Origin of the sequence: Kribbella sp. NBC_00482 (assembly GCF_036013725.1) — a bacterium.
Lineage (GTDB): Bacteria > Actinomycetota > Actinomycetes > Propionibacteriales > Kribbellaceae > Kribbella.
Genome location: NZ_CP107881.1, coordinates 2,004,553 through 2,018,816, shown reverse-complemented (window position 1 = coordinate 2,018,816; position 14,264 = coordinate 2,004,553). Strand labels below are relative to the sequence as shown.

The following is a 14,264-nucleotide window of genomic DNA, read 5'->3' as shown; positions in this document are numbered from 1 at the left end:
AGAAAACCAGCCCGTGCCTCGAGGCAGAGGGGCTGGCCGTGTTGCAAATAAGCATACACCGGGCGACCGTCGGCGATCCGCAGAAATCTGGGCCTGTGGATATCAGGACAGGAGCATCCAGGTGGCGAGGGTGGTCATGAGGAGGGCTATGGAGGAGTCGAGGAATTGCCAGGCTCGGGGGCGGGCGAAGAGGGTTGAGAGTTTGCGGGAGAAGAAGCCCAGGGAGAAGAACCAGGTGAAGCTGGCGGTGACGGCTCCGATGCCGTAGAGCCAGCGGCCGTCGGTGCCTCGTTGGTTTGCCAGCGAGCCGAGGAGTACGACGGTGTCGAGGTAGACGTGTGGGTTGAGGTAGGTGAAGCCGAGGCAGGCGAGTACGACGCTGCGCAGGGCGTTCGGTGCGTGGTCGGCGGCGGTGATCGAGCCGGGGTTGAAGGCGCGTTTCGCGGCGAGGAACGCGTACGCGTAGAGGAAAGCGGCGCCGCCGAACTTGGCGATGTCGAGGGCCAGTTGGCTGCGGGTCAAGAGGGCGCCGAGGCCGAGGATCCCGCCGGCGATCAGGAGCGCGTCGGACAGCGCGCACGTCAGGACCACTGGGAGAACGTGCTCGCGGCGGAGACCTTGGCGAAGGACGAACACGTTCTGGGCGCCGATCGCCACGATCAGCGACAGTGCCGTGGCGAAACCGGCGAGGAGGGGCATGTCTTCGACCGTAAGCAGATAGCGGCCTTCAAACCAGCTAAAGATTCTGATGCACCATTAGGATTGCTTCATCATGCAGTTCGACTCGGTGCAGCTCGAGACGTTCGTGACCGTCCTCGACGAGGGCAGTTTCGACGCCGCGGCGCGGCGGCTGCGCGTGACGCCGTCCGCGGTCAGTCAACGGATCAAGGCGTTGGAGAGCCGGCTCGGTCAGGTCGTGGTGATGCGCGGCAAGCCGGCGCGAGCGACCGCGGCGGGTGCCGCGCTGCTCCGGCTCGCCCGCCAGGTCTCGCTGCTCGAACTCGAGGCGATCGCCGCCGTCCGGGGCACGGTCGACGCGCAGCGGATCCCGATCGCGGTGAACGCGGACTCGCTCAACAACTGGTTCCTGCCCGCGATGCTCGACCTGTCCCGGACGCACCACGCCCGGTTCCTGGTTCATCAGGAGGACGAGGAGCACTCGGCGCAGTACCTCCGCAACGGCACGGTCCTGGCCGCGGTGACCGCGGACCCGCGACCGGTCCAGGGCTGCCGCGTCGTACGGCTCGGAAAGATGCGGTACCTGCCGCTGGCCACCCCGGAGTACGCCGAACGCTGGCTGGCCGGGAAGCCGCTGCCGGAGGCGCTCGCCGAGGCCCCGATGGTGGTGTTCAACGAGAAGGACGTGCTGCAGCACCGGCTGGTCCGCAAGGTGACCCGGCGGAAGCTGGATCCGCCGTCGCACGCGATCCCGGCGTCCGCGCCGTTCCACGAAGCGGTCCGGATCGGGCTCGGTTGGGGGATGATCGAGGACCAGGTCGCTGGGCCCGAACTCGCCGCCGGCCGCCTGATGGAGGTTGCCCCAGGCAAGTACATCGACGTACCGCTGTACTGGCAGCACTGGAAGCTCGAGTCAGACATCCTCGACGCCCTCACGGCCGCGGTACTACGTGCCGCCGATGCAGGCCTTCGTACGCCGTGAGCTCGATCGCGTTCCCGACCTTCAGCGACATCTCCCGGATCACGTTCCGCCACGGCAGGTACGGCATCAGCCGGTACGTCAGGTTGCGCACCTTCATGAACCACCTGCTCGCCGGGATGAACCACCGCGCCCCGTCGACCGCCTGCTGCTGACAGGCCTCGACGAAACCCTTCATCCGTACGTCGTACGCCGCGAACGCTCGTACGTGATCGCCGCCGGCCGCGTGCAGTTCACCGGCCAGCACGTAGGCACCGACGATCGCGAGGCTCGTCCCCATCCCGGACAGCGGCGAGGCGCAGTACCCGGCGTCGCCGACCAGCGCGACCCGCCCGCGGGAGTAGCTGTCGAGCTTGATCTGGCTGATCGAGTCGAAGTAGAAATCCGGCGCGCTCCGCAACCCGTCGAGCAGTCTCGGCACCTCCCAGCCGAGGCCAGCGAACTGTTCCTCGACGATCGCCTTCTGCGCCGCGGCGTCGCGCCGGTCGTACGTCAGCGGCTCGGATGCGAAGTAGAACAAGGCCTTCGCCTCGGTGTTGTCGCGCGCGCTGTACGTCCCGACGGTCTTGCCCGGCACGTTGAGGATCTGCCCGGTGTGGTCGAGCCCGAGGTGGTTCTCGACCGTGCACACCGACGCGTAGTAGCCGAGGTCGTGCAGGTACGACGATTCCGCGCCGAACGCCAGCCGCCGTACGTTCGAGTGCAGCCCGTCCGCGCCGATCACGAGATCGAACCGCCGCGTCGTACCGCTGTCGAACACCACGTCGACGCCCGACTCGTCCTGGGTCAGTGCGGCGATCGAGTCGTCGAAGAGGTACTCCGTCGTGCCGGCGGTCAGCTCGTACAGGATGTCGACGAGGTCGCCGCGGAGGATCTCGAGTTCACCGCTGAAGGCCTCGGGGGACGTCTTCGCCGTGACCTTCCCGGTCTCCTTCACGTACGTCATCGCGCCCATCCTGGTGGCGCGTTCCTCGACCGCGGACAGGATGCCCATCCGCTCGAGCACCGTCATCGACGCACCGCGGAAGTCGACCGCGTACCCACCGGGCCGCGGCGCCGGTGCCCGCTCGACCACCGTCGGGCGGTACCCATAGCGCTGCAGCCAGTACGCAAGGGCCGGACCCGCCACGCTCGCGCCGGAAATCAGAACCGTCGTCATCGGAACCCCTCCAGAAGTCGTTGATGCGACGACTGTACGACGGTCTTAGACAAATGTGCAAGACGATTGTATGAGACGGATGTGTTAGAGTCGCGGGCATGGGAAACCGCGAGGCGCTGGTCGAGGGTGCGAAGGAGTGCCTGCTCGAGAAGGGCTACAGCCGTACGACGGCGCGGGACATCGCGACCGCGGCCGGGGTCAGCCTGGCGGCCATCGGGTACCACTTCGGCTCGAAGGAAACGCTCCTCAACGAAGCCCTCCGCGAACTCCTGATCAACGAATGGGCGCCTGCAGCGACCAACTCGGTGCGCGCCGCCGCGCGGGCGCCACACGAGCAGTTCGTGGCGACCTGGGGGCAGATCGTGGACAGCCTGGCGAATCCGCGGTTGCGGGCGTTGTGGACGGCGCAGTTCGAGGTGCTCAGCCTGGGCGCGAGCATGCCCGAGCTGGTGTCGGACCTCTCGAAGATGCAGGGCGAGGCCCGCGAAGGCCTGGCCCACATGTTCGGCGGAGTCGCCCCGGATGCCGACCCGGAGGAGGTCCAGGCGATCGGCTCACTACTTCAGGCGATGCTCCTCGGCGTCGTGGCGCAGAGCATGTTCGACCCGGACACCGCACCCACTGGCGAAGAGTTGGCGAAATCGCTCCGCGCGCTGGCTGACCGGGTCAGTCCCAGCGCATAGCCATTGGGTTGTCGGATGGGATCAGGCCGGCGGACATCAGTACGGCGCTGAGGGGGCGGACGAGGTCGTGCAGTTCGGTGGTCAGGTCGTCGCCCAACGCTTGCCATCCCTGATCCGCCAGCGCGTCTGTGGTGTCCTCGACCTGCTGCCGTAGCGCTCGGCCGCTCTCGGTGAGCGTGTCATCGGCGTCCAGGAGTCCTCGCCTTCGTAGGTCTTCGGAGGCGGCTGACCATTCCTCGTCGCTCCACCGGCGGTTGAGCTGGAAGACCTCCTTCGACGGCCCGCCGGCCGCGGAGATCGTCACCAACGCCTGGCATGGGCTGAGGCCGGCGGCGACGAGTGCCGCGACGTGCCCATCACCCCGTGATTCCCGCAGAATTGTGGTCGCCTGCCAGAGCACCAGGTGCGGCTCGTCCGGCCATTCCAACGCGGCGTTCGCCGCCGCGATCGGCCGCCCCGCTACCGGCGCGACCTCCGCCGCCCGCCGCCCCAACTCGGCCGCCCGGCCGAAAGCAGCGTCCGGGAACAGCCGGCGTACGGCGTTGTCCACAGCTGTCAGGCGCGCTTCGAGGAGTTGGGCCGGGGTGGCGTAGCTCCATGCGTCCGGGAGTGATCGCGCGACCATCGCCGGGTGGAAGTTGTAGAACACGGCCGCCACGATCTCCGGACCGACCGGGCCGAGGGGCGCGGCGCGGCAGCCGAAGTAGCTCATCCACCCGCCCTTCAGCCCGAGCGCGTCGGTTGCCTTCCGCGTCTCGGGCGAGAAGTACGTGACCGCGTGATACGGCTCCAACGCCTTCCACATCCGGCGAGCCCTACTCATGGCAGCGGGCGGTACATGACGTGAAGGCCGACGTACCCGAGCTTGGGGTGGTCGAAGGCTTCCGGGACGGTGCCGGCGATGCGGAAGCCGAGGGACTGCCACAGGTGTACGGCGGGTTCGTTGGTCTCGACGACCGCGTTGAACTGGATCGAGCGGAACCCGGCGCGGCCGGCCCACGCGATCATGTCCTCGCAGAGCAGCCGGCCGACGCCCTTGCCGCGCGCCCTCCCGTCGACCATGAAGCTCGCGCTCGCCACGTGCGCACCGGGACCGGGTCGGTTCGGGTACATGTTCGCGCTGCCGAGAACGGTGCCGTCGGCATCGACCGCGACGGTGGTCCGGGCGAGCGGCGAGCTGGACGGCGACATCCAGAGCCCGCGGGCCTGCTCCTCGGTGAGCTCCGGGTCGTACGTGTACGTCTCCCGCGCGGTGACGATCTCCCGGAAGAACGGCCAGATCGCCGTCCAGTCGTCCGCGGTCGCATTCCTGATTTCAACAGTCATATTGGGAGAAGCATCACCCGAGGTTTCGCCGGTTGCCAAGGGGGATTCCCGATAGGCTGTTTGAGGATGACAAACTCCGTGATCCAAGGGCTGCCGCGCTGGACGTTGGCCGTGCCGCCGCTCGCCTTCGTCGTCCTGCTCGGGACCTGGCACCGCGACCTGGGCGCGGTGCTGCTGATCCTGGTCTGTCTCGGTCTCGGCGCCGCGGTGATCGCCGCCGTGCACCACGCGGAGGTCGTCGCGCACCGCGTCGGCGAACCGTTCGGCACGCTGATCCTGGCGCTTGCGGTGACGATCATCGAGGTCGCGCTGATCGTCACGCTGATGGCGTCGGGTGGCGAGAAGGCCGCGTCGCTGGCCCGCGACACCGTGTTCGCGGCGGTGATGATCACCTGCAACGGGATCCTCGGGCTGGCCCTCGTCGTCGGCTCGCTGCGGCACCGCGTGCAGGAGTTCCGGGTGCAGGCGTCGTACTCCGCGCTTTCGGTGACGACCGCGCTGGTCACGCTGAGCTTGGTGCTGCCAACGTTCACGACGAGCGCGGAGGGGCCGCGGTTCAGCTCGGCGCAGCTGGCGTTCGCGGGCGTGATGTCGCTGGTGATGTACGGCGTGTTCGTGTTCGTCCAGACGATCCGGCACCGGGACTACTTCCTGCCGGTCGCCCCGGACGGTGAGGTCGACGAGGACGAGGACCACCACGCGGCCGCGCCGAGCGGGAAGACCGCGCTGCTGAGCCTCGGGCTGCTGTTCGTCTGCCTGGTCTCGGTGGTCGGGCTCGCGAAGACCGTGTCGCCGAAGCTCGAATCCGCCGTGGAGTCGGCTGGGGCGCCGGTGGCGGTCGTCGGCGTCGTGATCGCGTTGCTCGTGCTGCTCCCGGAGACGGTTGCCGCAGTACGCGCGGCACTGCGGAACCGTCTCCAGACCAGCCTCAACCTGGCGCTCGGCTCAGCGCTCGCCAGCATCGGCCTGACCATCCCCGCGATCGCGGTCGCCTCCATCTGGCTGGACGGACCGCTGATCCTCGGGCTGGGCGGCAAGGAACTGGTGCTGTTCGCGCTGACCGTCGTGACCGGCATGTTCACCCTCTCGACCGGCCGGGCGACGCTGTTGCAGGGCGCTGTTCACCTCGCGGTGTTCAGCGCGTTCCTGTTCCTTGCGGTAAGCCCTTGAGGTAGTCGATCACCGCTTGCTGGTGATTGTGCTCGGCCCAGCCCAGCGCGTTCCCGTTGTAGTTGGGGTCGCGTACGCCCGGGTCGGCGCCCAGCTCGATCAGTTTCTTGACCGTTTCCAGGTGACCGTTGAGCGCGGCGCGGTGGATCGGCGCCGCACCGCCCGAGACCCGGCTCAGGTCGTACCCGAGCCGCTGCAGCGGCTCCATCGCCACCGCCCGCCCGACCTCAGCAGCGCGAACGGGAAGGTGCGGGGTGCGGGCGACCGCGCGGGCGGCCAGGTCGGCGTCGATGTCCGGTGTCTCACCACGCATCGCCGCGGCGTACACCTCATGGATCTCGTCCAGCGGTGCGGCGCCCCGAGCGCGGAGCAGTTCCGCGATCTCGGTGTGCCCTTGGACGGCGGCCAGTTCGTACGGGCGATTGGCGCCGAACACCGGGTGCCTGGTCCCGACGCCCTCCGGATCGGTGCCTTGGGCAAGTACCAGCTCGGCCCGGTGCAGCAGGCCGGCCCAGGACGCGAAGACCAGTTCGTCCTCGAGCAGTTGCTGCGGGGTCGGGTGGGCGGTCGTCATCCGTTCGTGCCACGGGCCGCCGTCGCCGCGGCCCAATCCGTACTCCAGCAGGAGTTCCAGGTGCACGTCGTCGTACGGCGGGGGACAGCCGGGACCGCAGTTGTACATCGTCTGGCTGTCGTTCGGGTCGGCGCCGGCGTCGAGGAGGAGTCGTGCCAGCTCGACGCGTTCGCGGTGTGGGGGTTGATCGCCTTCGCCGCGGCCGAAGACGCCGGTGAGCGCGGTGAAGGGTGACGGCAGGCCTTGCCACAGGTAGCCGGCGTTCGGGTCGGCGCCGTTCTCCATCAGGAGGCGGGCGATCTCGAGCTGGTTCGGTGCGTCGAGGCGGTTGTAGGTGAGGTAGAGCAGCGGCTCCCAGCGGTACGGTCCGCCTTCGGTGCTCGCCTGTGCGAGGTTCGCACGTACGCCGTCCAGGTCGCCGGCCACGACCTGGGTGTAGATGTTGCTCTGGGCAATCTCCGGGTACCGCTGCAGAAGATCGCGCGCGGACTGTTGGCGGGCCGGATCGTCCTGCCCGTAGTGCAAGGTCGCGAGGCGGAGGAACTCGTCGGCACGTTGCTGGGGAGTATCGAGCGGGCCGCCGACGGATTGCCGGTGGGGTGAGCGGCTGTAGTGGTCCACGAGCTCGAGGTGCCGCACGATCCGCGGCCAGCTGGGGAATCCGTAACTGCGCGCGATCACCAGCTGCGCGTCCGCCAACGTCTGCACGGGATGGAACTCCGCGGCCAGTGCGACCGCGGCGCTCTCACCGGCGCGGACGCCTTTGAGCAGGGTCTTGGCCTGACCGCGCAGGTGGTCCAGGTGCGGGTCGTCCGGAAGATTTCGGGTCGGCATCGCCGACCTCCTCTCTACGAGCCTGCTGTCCGCATCGTCAGGCGAGAAAGGAGGTGAACTGGTGCCACACCACAGCGATCATCCAGGTGGGCTATGCCCTTCCCGCGGACCGGTGGCACCCTGAGCGCCACTCAGGAGCCTAGCTCAGCGCGGCTTTTCCATCCACCATTCGATGAACTCGAAGGCTCGGTCCTTGTCCAGCCGGATCACCCAGAGGTTGCTGAACTCGCCCGGGGGATTGGTCAGGTACGTCGTCCAGCCGCGGACGAACGCGACGCCGTCGCCGAACCCGAGGATCTCGTACTCGAACGTCGTCTCGCCGGGTGCGTCGGCGATCTCGAGCCAGGCCGCGACGATCGCGTCCCGTCCGGTCACCGGGGCCTCGTCCGGCCGTCGATACCAGGCGGCGTCCTCGGTCCAGAGCGTGCCGATGTCCTTGGGATCGTTGCTCTCCCACGCCTTCCGGTACCTGTCGACCCAGCGGTCGAGATCCTTCTCCTTCACGAGATCCGCCGGTGGTTGAGGACGACCGCCGCCGGAGTCGCGAGTACGTCGGGATGCTCGCGCGGATCCACGTCGTACGTGACGAGGTTGCCGGCGCCGCTCAGCCCGAGGAAGCCCTGTGCGCCGGTCGAGGCCGCGGTGATCGCCTGCTCCACGGTCAGCCCGTGCCGGACGAGCTGGTCGATCTCGGCGGCGACGGTGCCGACCGCGTCGGATCCGGTCAGCACGTGGACGCCGTACCGCTCGGCGAGCGGGAGGACCGACGCGAGGTACGCCGATCGTTCCTCACGCCGGGCCTTGCGCTCCGGGGTCTCGTCGGGGCTCGGGCTGACGGAGGCGCAGAGCGTCGGCGTCCACGCGCCGCCCCGGGCGCCGAGCGCCTGGAGGTCCTGCTCGGTGAGCGCCGTACCGTGCTCGACCGAGTCGATACCGACCCGGATCAGCTCGCTGACGTGGTCGGTGTTGACGTGCGCCGCGACGCGGACGTTGCGCGAGTGGGCAAGCTCGACCATCGCCTCGACGACCTCGATGTCGTACGACGGGCTGACCTTGCTGCCGCGGATCGGGCCGTCCGGGCCGACCTCGGGGAAGTCGCCGACCAGTTTCAGCCAGGTGGCGCCGTCGGCGATCTCGGCCTCGACCGCGGTGAGCAGGTCCTCTGGGGCGACCGGCTCGTACGCCTCCGTGAAATACCGGCCGTTCGGGGCGAGGAACCGGCCGGCGGCGAGGACCAGCGGGCGGTCGGGGTCCGCGGTCCGGGCGAGCTCGAGGGTCACCTCGCGGTTGCCGCCGACGTCCCGGACCGCGCTTACCCCGGCGTCGGCGAGCTCCTCGAGCCGCTCGGCGGCGAAGTCCGCGCCGCGCAGCACCGGCCCGTTGGGCCCCGGCGCCAGCGTCAGGTGACAGTGCGAGTCGATCAGACCCGGTACGGCGTACCGCCCGGGCAGCTGCTCACCGGACGCGTCCTGGCCGAACGTCAGGCGGGCGGTGTCGCCGGAGGGAAGAACGGTTCCTTCGAAGACCCAGGTCGTCATGAGAGCAATTCTGACCCAGGCGAGATCCAGATCACGTGATGATCGACTTGAACATGTTCAAAAGGGCGGCGTACGGTCAGAACCAGAAGAGTTGAACGTGTTCAAGAAGTGGGGACGATGATGGACATGACAGTCACGACGTACCTGGTCTACCTGCTGGTCGCCGTGCCGCTGACGATCTGGGTGGCGCGGACGCTGAGCCGGAACGGGCGGATCTTCCTGGTCGACGTGTTCCACGGGAACGCCGACTTCGCCGACGCGGTGAACCGGTTGCTGGTGGTCGGGTTCTACCTGATCAACCTCGGGTTCGTGACGCTGTTCCTGCGCAGCGGGAGCCCGGTGCTGGACGCGAGCGGGGTGTTCGAGCAGCTCAGCGTGAAGCTCGGGATCGTGATGCTGGTGCTCGGGGTGGTGCACCTGACGAACGTGTGGATCTTCAGCAAGATCCGGACCCGCAGCCGGCTCGACAGCATGACCCGCCCGCCGGTGCCGCCGAACGACAACATCCAGCCGATCACGATGACCGAGCAGGCCGCCCGGTACGGATATTGAAGGCCGCCGGGCCGTGCGTGAGTTGACGGTTCTGTACGACGCCCACTGCGGAATGTGCCGCCGCTTCAAGGACTGGCTGGCGGCGCAGCATCCGGCGCCGGACGGGTACGGCGGGGTGGTGCGTCTGCGGTTCGTCGCGGCGGGGTCGACGGATGCGCGGACGCTCTACCCCGCGCTGGATCATGACGCGACGCTGCGGGACGTGACCGTGGTCGCGGACGACGGGTCCGTGTACGTCGGCGATCGCGCCTGGATCGTGTGTCTGTGGGCCACGGGGGAGCACCGGCACACCGCGGTACGACTGGCCAGTCCGGCGATGCGGCCGGTGGCGCGGGCGATCGTTCAGGCGGCGGCGGGGCTACGGCGGTTGAGTGGAGGTGATTACGCTGACGGGTGTGACGGACAGTGCGACCGCGAAGGGTGAGCAGACACGCGAGCTGATCCTGTCGACCGCGTTGCGGTTGTTCCGGGAGCAGGGGTACGGGAAGACCACGATGCGCGCGATCGCCAACGAGGCGGGCGTGTCGGTGGGGAACGCGTACTACTACTACGGTTCCAAGGATCACCTGATGCAGGCGTACTACGACCTGCTGCAGGACCAGCACCGCGAGGCGGTCGAGCCGATTCTCGCGACCGAGAAGGCGTTCGTGCCGCGCTTGGCCGGCGTACTGCGGACGTGGCTGGACGTGTCCGCGCCGTACCACGAGTTCGCCGGCACGTTCTTCAAGACGGCGGCCGATCCGCGCAGCCCGTTGTCGCCGTTCAGCGAGGAATCCCGGCCGGCGAGGGACGCGAGTGTGGAGATCTTCCGGCGGGTCATCGACGGCTCCGACCTGAAGCTGGCCGCCGACCTCAAGGCCGAACTCCCCGAGCTGCTCTGGCTCCTCCAGATGGGAGTGGTCCTGTTCTGGGTGCACGACCAGTCCGAGGACGTCCGCCGGAGTCGCGCCCTGATCGACCGCGCCGTCCCGCTCGTGGACCGCCTGCTCCGCCTGACCCGCATCCCGGGCGTCCGTGGCGTCACGAAGGACATCGTCGGCTTGATCAACTCGATCAAGCCGTAGGTACTACTCGCCGGTGGCGCCGTCCAGGCGTTGGCGGAGCAGGTCGGCGTGGCCGTTGTGGCGGGCGTACTCCTGGACCATGTGCAGGTAGAGGTAGCGGAGCGAGTGCGGCGGCTCCTGCCCGGGGCGGAGGAACGTGTCGTCCAGCGTGTAGTTCGCGGCCAGGGCGTCCGAGGTCTTGACGATCTGGCGGAAGTCCTCGAGGTCCTCCGCGACGATCGCCGGATCGACGTGGTCGAAGTCGCCGTCGGGGAACTCGGCACTCCAGTACTTCGGCGGCGAATCGTGGCCCGCCAGCGCTCGGTGGAACCAGTATTTCTCGACCTCACTCATATGCCGGACGAGTCCGATCAGCGACATGGTGGACGGGTCCACGGCGCGCTGGACGAGCTGCTCATCGGTGAGCCCGGAGAGCTTCCACAGCAGCGTCCCGCGGTGGAAATCGAGGAGCCCTTGCAGCAATGCCCGCTCGTCGGCGACCGTCGGCGGGTCGACCCGAAACTGTTCAGTCACGTGCAGAACCTACCCGTGTGACGAGCGTCCCGTAAGAAACGGCCCTGTTGTGCCGTAAACTGCTCATGACGGCCCGCCCAGTTCTGCCTCGGGCCGGTGAGCGCAACTACTGTGCGCCAGCAGTCGACCACCACGCGCCGCGGCCCAGGGCCGCGCCGGGCAGGACGACCCCCGAACTTTTGGAGTACCACTATGGCGGCCCGCCGCCTCACGTCTACAACCACGTCCAACCAATCCGCCTCCCAGTCCCGCAAGCCCGCCGGCGACAAGCCGGCCGGGCAGTCGCGACCGCGGCGCAGGCGCCGTTCCGGCGCCGCCCGCACCCAGCAGCCCGCTGCCACCGAGCAGCTCTTCGAAGTTGCCGTCAGCAACGAGGACGAGGTGACCGAAACGGTTGCCCCTGACAACCGCAGCTTCGCCGAACTCGGCGTACCCGAGCGGCTGGTGGCGACCCTGGCCGCGGCCGGGGTAGAGAAGCCGTTCCCGATCCAGGCGGCCACGTTGCCGGATTCGCTGGCCGGCAAGGATGTCCTCGGCCGCGGACGGACCGGGTCGGGCAAGACCTACGCGTTCGTCCTGCCGGTCCTCGCGCGGCTCGCCGCCAGCAGCACCAAGCGCCGTCCGAACCACCCGCGTGCGCTGATCCTCGCTCCGACCCGCGAGCTCGCGACCCAGATCCAGGCCTCGATCTCCCCGCTCGCCGACGCGCTCGGCCTGCGCTCGATGACGATCTTCGGCGGGGTCGGTCACGGCCCGCAGATCAGCGGCCTGCGCAAGGGCGCCGACATCGTCGTCGCCTGCCCCGGCCGGCTCGAGGACCACGTCCAGGCCGGTCACGCGAAGCTCGGCGCGGTCGAGATCACCGTGCTCGACGAGGCCGACCACATGGCCGACCTCGGGTTCCTCCCCGCCGTACGCCGGATTCTCGAAGCAACGCCGGCCACGGCACAGCGGCTGCTGTTCTCCGCCACGCTGGACGCCGGCGTCGACGTCCTCGTACGGCGCTTCATGACCGACCCGGTCACGCACAGCGTCGACTCGGCCCGCTCGCCGGTCTCCCAGATGACGCACCACGTCCTGCACGTCCAGCCCGACACCCGGCTCCCGGTCCTCGTCGACCTGACGGCCGCGCCGGGTCGCTCGCTGGTGTTCACCAGGACGAAGTACGGCGCCAAGTCGCTCACGAAGAAGCTGATCGCCCAAGGCGTCCCCGCTGTCGAGTTGCACGGCAACCTGTCCCAGGGCGCCCGTACGCGCAACCTCGAGGCTTTCTCCGACGGTTCGGCGAAGACGCTGGTCGCCACCGACATCGCGGCCCGTGGCATCCACGTCGACAACGTGACGCTGGTGATCCACGCCGACCCGCCGATCGAGCACAAGGCGTACCTGCACCGCTCCGGCCGCACGGCGCGCGCCGGCGCCGAGGGGACCGTCGTCACGCTCATGACCGACGACCAGGTTCGCGACGTCCGCGACCTGACCCGCAAGGCCGGCATCGCTCCGACGGTCACCAAGCTCGGCGCCGACCACCCGCTGCTCGGCGAACTGGCTCCAGGCGAACGAACCTTCGTCGAGCCGACGTCCAGGCCGGTCCAGCAGGAACGCGTCGCGGGCTCGGGCGGTAGCGGATCGGGCCGCGGCAATCGCCGCCGGCGCGCTTCGGGCCCCGCTCAGCAGGCGACGGGCAAGCGGTCGGGCCAAACGGGTTCTGGCCAGGCGCCGCGTGCGGCTGGTGGCTCGCGGGGCTCCGGTCGCTCCAAGTCGCGCGCCGGCTCGGGCAGCCCGAAGAGCTACAGCACGAGCACTCCGGGATCGACGGCTCGCCCCGCTGGGGCCGCTGCGTTCTCCGCAGGCTCGCGCGCCGGCAGCTCCCGCCGAGGTCGCTGATCCACGAATGCGGATCCGTACGGTCCTGAACGACCTCGTGCCGGAAGCGCTCGGCGTGACCGACTCGCACGACCACCTGTTCTTCCGCTCGGCAGTCCTTCCGGGGCAGGAGCTGGACGACGAGGCGGCAGCGGTTGCGGAGGTACGGGCGTTCGCGGACGCGGGCGGCCAGGCGATCGTGCAATGGACCCCGCACGGGCTGAATCGGCAAGCCGGTCTCCTGCCCGGAATCTCAACCAGCACAGGCGTTTCGATCGTCACCGCGACTGGCCTGCACCGCCGCGAGCACTACCCGGACGGGTACGTCGACAAGGTGCAGGACCAGCTCGCCGAGATCTTCGTCCGTGAACTGACGACCGGTATCGGAGACACCCCGGTCCGCGCCGGGTTGATCAAGGTGGCCGGCGGGTTCCACGTCCTCGACGGACATGCCGAGCTCGTGATGCGGGCAGCGGCCGAGGCGCATCACGCGACCAACGCGCCGATCGCCATCCATCACGAGCTCGGTTCCGCCGCGGACGCCGTACTCGATCTGCTCGTCGACGAGCTCGACGTACACCCGGCCGCGGTGATCCTGGGGCATCTCAACCGGTTTCCCGATCACCGTGTGCATCTCGAGCTGGCGCAGCGAGGTGCGTGGCTGGCGTTCGACGGGCCGTCGCGGGCCAACAACGCGACCGATCCACGGCTGACCGATTGCCTCGCGGCGCTGATCGACGCCGGGTACGCGGACCGCCTGTTGCTCGGCGGCGACACCACGACGGCGCGCGCCCGGGCCGCGACCGGCGAGGGTCCGGGGATGCCGTACCTGCTGACGCACCTCAGGCCGAGGATCACGCGGTACTTCGGTGCGGACATCGCCGACGCGGTGTTCCGGACCAACCCAGCGCGCGCCTTCGCGACGGATTGGCGGGCGTAGCGGTACGTTCCCCGCATGAGCGTGATCGCGCAGATCTTCGTTGTCGTCGCGGGTGTGTTCCATGTGGTCGTGTTCGCCATGGAAAGCCTGTTGTTCCGGAAGCCGAGTACCTATCGGCGGTTCCTGGTGAAGGACACCGAGGTCGAGACTGCTCGGCCGTGGGCGTTCAACCAGGGCTTCTACAACTTGTTCCTGGCGGTCGGTGCGCTCGGCGGGCTGGTCTGGGGTGGCGACAAGGGCCACGCCATCGCCCTGTTCGCCTGCGCGTGCATGGCCGGCGCGGGCATCGTGCTCATCGCCTCCGACCGCCGCATGCTCCGCGCCGCCGCCACCCAGGCAGTGCCGCCGATCCTCGCCCTGGTTCTCGCTGCGGTTCTCTAGTTGACTT

The 14,264-nt window shown here is 68.9% G+C and carries 17 protein-coding genes; 9 read left to right on the top strand and 8 right to left on the bottom strand.

The window, feature by feature from the left end; translation table 11 throughout:
• Positions 1-102 precede the first annotated feature (102 nt).
• Positions 103-699, bottom strand: coding sequence for a LysE/ArgO family amino acid transporter (locus OHB24_RS10135; RefSeq protein WP_327638707.1), 597 nt, complete (start codon positions 697-699; stop codon positions 103-105).
• 73 nt (positions 700-772) lie between these two features.
• Here OHB24_RS10135 and OHB24_RS10130 point away from each other — a divergent pair, with 73 nt between their 5' ends.
• The gene (locus OHB24_RS10130; protein ID WP_327638706.1) at positions 773-1,660 is read left to right on the top strand and encodes a LysR family transcriptional regulator ArgP; all 888 of its coding nucleotides are present in this window, start codon (positions 773-775) and stop codon (positions 1,658-1,660) included.
• On the opposite strand, the gene OHB24_RS10125 is transcribed toward OHB24_RS10130, so the two are convergent.
• Positions 1,611-2,816, bottom strand: coding sequence for an FAD-dependent monooxygenase (locus OHB24_RS10125; RefSeq protein WP_327638705.1), 1,206 nt, complete (start codon positions 2,814-2,816; stop codon positions 1,611-1,613). The genes OHB24_RS10130 and OHB24_RS10125 overlap by 50 nt on opposite strands.
• Before the next feature lie 98 nt (positions 2,817-2,914).
• Here OHB24_RS10125 and OHB24_RS10120 point away from each other — a divergent pair, with 98 nt between their 5' ends.
• Positions 2,915-3,499: a TetR/AcrR family transcriptional regulator gene (locus tag OHB24_RS10120; protein WP_327638704.1), complete on the top strand. Its 585-nt coding sequence runs from the start codon at positions 2,915-2,917 to the stop codon at positions 3,497-3,499.
• Here the strand turns inward: OHB24_RS10120 and OHB24_RS10115 are convergent.
• Positions 3,483-4,322 carry an SCO6745 family protein gene (locus OHB24_RS10115; protein WP_327638703.1) on the bottom strand — a complete coding sequence of 280 codons (840 nt, stop codon included), beginning with the start codon at positions 4,320-4,322 and terminating at the stop codon, positions 3,483-3,485. The genes OHB24_RS10120 and OHB24_RS10115 overlap by 17 nt on opposite strands.
• Entirely contained in the window at positions 4,319-4,825 is a 507-nt protein-coding gene (locus OHB24_RS10110; RefSeq protein ID WP_327638702.1) for a GNAT family N-acetyltransferase, read from the bottom strand. Before OHB24_RS10110 ends, OHB24_RS10115 begins: the two co-directional genes overlap by 4 nt.
• A gap of 66 nt (positions 4,826-4,891) precedes the next feature.
• Between OHB24_RS10110 and OHB24_RS10105 the strand changes: the two genes are divergently transcribed.
• Positions 4,892-5,995: a calcium:proton antiporter gene (locus OHB24_RS10105; protein ID WP_327638701.1), complete on the top strand. Its 1,104-nt coding sequence runs from the start codon at positions 4,892-4,894 to the stop codon at positions 5,993-5,995.
• Here OHB24_RS10105 and OHB24_RS10100 read toward each other — a convergent pair.
• The 3 genes from OHB24_RS10100 to OHB24_RS10090 form a co-directional block, all read right to left on the bottom strand.
• Positions 5,961-7,403 (bottom strand): ankyrin repeat domain-containing protein, encoded by a 1,443-nt coding sequence (locus OHB24_RS10100; RefSeq protein WP_327638700.1) that lies wholly within the window; start codon positions 7,401-7,403, stop codon positions 5,961-5,963. The two genes, OHB24_RS10105 and OHB24_RS10100, sit on opposite strands and share 35 nt — an antisense overlap.
• A gap of 144 nt (positions 7,404-7,547) precedes the next feature.
• On the bottom strand, positions 7,548-7,907 hold the full coding sequence (locus OHB24_RS10095; RefSeq protein ID WP_327638699.1) for a YybH family protein: 360 nt from the start codon (positions 7,905-7,907) through the stop codon (positions 7,548-7,550).
• Entirely contained in the window at positions 7,904-8,941 is a 1,038-nt protein-coding gene (locus tag OHB24_RS10090; protein ID WP_327638698.1) for an amidohydrolase family protein, read from the bottom strand. The genes OHB24_RS10095 and OHB24_RS10090 overlap by 4 nt, the downstream gene beginning before the upstream one ends.
• 126 nt (positions 8,942-9,067) lie before the next feature.
• Between OHB24_RS10090 and OHB24_RS10085 the strand changes: the two genes are divergently transcribed.
• Genes OHB24_RS10085 through OHB24_RS10075 form a run of 3 tightly spaced genes read left to right on the top strand, consistent with a single transcriptional unit; the run spans position 9,068 to position 10,557 of the window.
• Positions 9,068-9,493 carry a hypothetical protein gene (locus OHB24_RS10085; protein ID WP_327638697.1) on the top strand — a complete coding sequence of 142 codons (426 nt, stop codon included), beginning with the start codon at positions 9,068-9,070 and terminating at the stop codon, positions 9,491-9,493.
• A 13-nt stretch (positions 9,494-9,506) separates the two neighbouring features.
• Positions 9,507-9,917, top strand: coding sequence for a thiol-disulfide oxidoreductase DCC family protein (locus OHB24_RS10080; RefSeq protein WP_134129855.1), 411 nt, complete (start codon positions 9,507-9,509; stop codon positions 9,915-9,917).
• Positions 9,889-10,557, top strand: a complete 669-nt coding sequence (locus OHB24_RS10075; RefSeq protein WP_327638696.1) for a TetR family transcriptional regulator — start codon at positions 9,889-9,891, stop codon at positions 10,555-10,557. The genes OHB24_RS10080 and OHB24_RS10075 overlap by 29 nt, the downstream gene beginning before the upstream one ends.
• A 3-nt stretch (positions 10,558-10,560) precedes the next feature.
• Here the strand turns inward: OHB24_RS10075 and OHB24_RS10070 are convergent, their stop codons facing one another.
• Positions 10,561-11,070: a DinB family protein gene (locus OHB24_RS10070; RefSeq protein ID WP_327638695.1), complete on the bottom strand. Its 510-nt coding sequence runs from the start codon at positions 11,068-11,070 to the stop codon at positions 10,561-10,563.
• 192 nt (positions 11,071-11,262) lie between these two features.
• Here OHB24_RS10070 and OHB24_RS10065 point away from each other — a divergent pair, with 192 nt between their 5' ends.
• The 3 genes from OHB24_RS10065 to OHB24_RS10055 are packed head-to-tail and all read left to right on the top strand — an operon-like array spanning position 11,263 to position 14,257.
• Positions 11,263-12,957: a DEAD/DEAH box helicase gene (locus OHB24_RS10065; protein WP_327638694.1), complete on the top strand. Its 1,695-nt coding sequence runs from the start codon at positions 11,263-11,265 to the stop codon at positions 12,955-12,957.
• A 7-nt stretch (positions 12,958-12,964) separates the two neighbouring features.
• Entirely contained in the window at positions 12,965-13,876 is a 912-nt protein-coding gene (locus tag OHB24_RS10060; protein ID WP_327638693.1) for a phosphotriesterase family protein, read from the top strand.
• Between the two features lie 15 nt (positions 13,877-13,891).
• Positions 13,892-14,257 (top strand): DUF1304 domain-containing protein, encoded by a 366-nt coding sequence (locus OHB24_RS10055; protein WP_327638692.1) that lies wholly within the window; start codon positions 13,892-13,894, stop codon positions 14,255-14,257.
• Positions 14,258-14,264: the final 7 nt, after the last annotated feature.

Excerpts from the sequence above, each read along its gene's own strand:
- OHB24_RS10135 (WP_327638707.1), bottom strand. The coding sequence starts at position 699 with ATGCCCCTCCTCGCCGGTTTCGCCACGGCACTGTCGCTGATCGTGGCG.
- OHB24_RS10105 (WP_327638701.1), top strand. The coding sequence starts at position 4,892 with ATGACAAACTCCGTGATCCAAGGGCTGCCGCGCTGGACGTTGGCCGTG.
- OHB24_RS10125 (WP_327638705.1), bottom strand. The coding sequence starts at position 2,816 with ATGACGACGGTTCTGATTTCCGGCGCGAGCGTGGCGGGTCCGGCCCTT.
- OHB24_RS10110 (WP_327638702.1), bottom strand. The coding sequence starts at position 4,825 with ATGACTGTTGAAATCAGGAATGCGACCGCGGACGACTGGACGGCGATC.
- OHB24_RS10130 (WP_327638706.1), top strand. The coding sequence starts at position 773 with ATGCAGTTCGACTCGGTGCAGCTCGAGACGTTCGTGACCGTCCTCGAC.
- OHB24_RS10060 (WP_327638693.1), top strand. The coding sequence starts at position 12,965 with ATGCGGATCCGTACGGTCCTGAACGACCTCGTGCCGGAAGCGCTCGGC.
- OHB24_RS10120 (WP_327638704.1), top strand. The coding sequence starts at position 2,915 with ATGGGAAACCGCGAGGCGCTGGTCGAGGGTGCGAAGGAGTGCCTGCTC.
- OHB24_RS10065 (WP_327638694.1), top strand. The coding sequence starts at position 11,263 with ATGGCGGCCCGCCGCCTCACGTCTACAACCACGTCCAACCAATCCGCC.
- OHB24_RS10085 (WP_327638697.1), top strand. The coding sequence starts at position 9,068 with ATGACAGTCACGACGTACCTGGTCTACCTGCTGGTCGCCGTGCCGCTG.
- OHB24_RS10115 (WP_327638703.1), bottom strand. The coding sequence starts at position 4,322 with ATGAGTAGGGCTCGCCGGATGTGGAAGGCGTTGGAGCCGTATCACGCG.
- OHB24_RS10055 (WP_327638692.1), top strand. The coding sequence starts at position 13,892 with ATGAGCGTGATCGCGCAGATCTTCGTTGTCGTCGCGGGTGTGTTCCAT.
- OHB24_RS10090 (WP_327638698.1), bottom strand. The coding sequence starts at position 8,941 with ATGACGACCTGGGTCTTCGAAGGAACCGTTCTTCCCTCCGGCGACACC.
- OHB24_RS10100 (WP_327638700.1), bottom strand. The coding sequence starts at position 7,403 with ATGCCGACCCGAAATCTTCCGGACGACCCGCACCTGGACCACCTGCGC.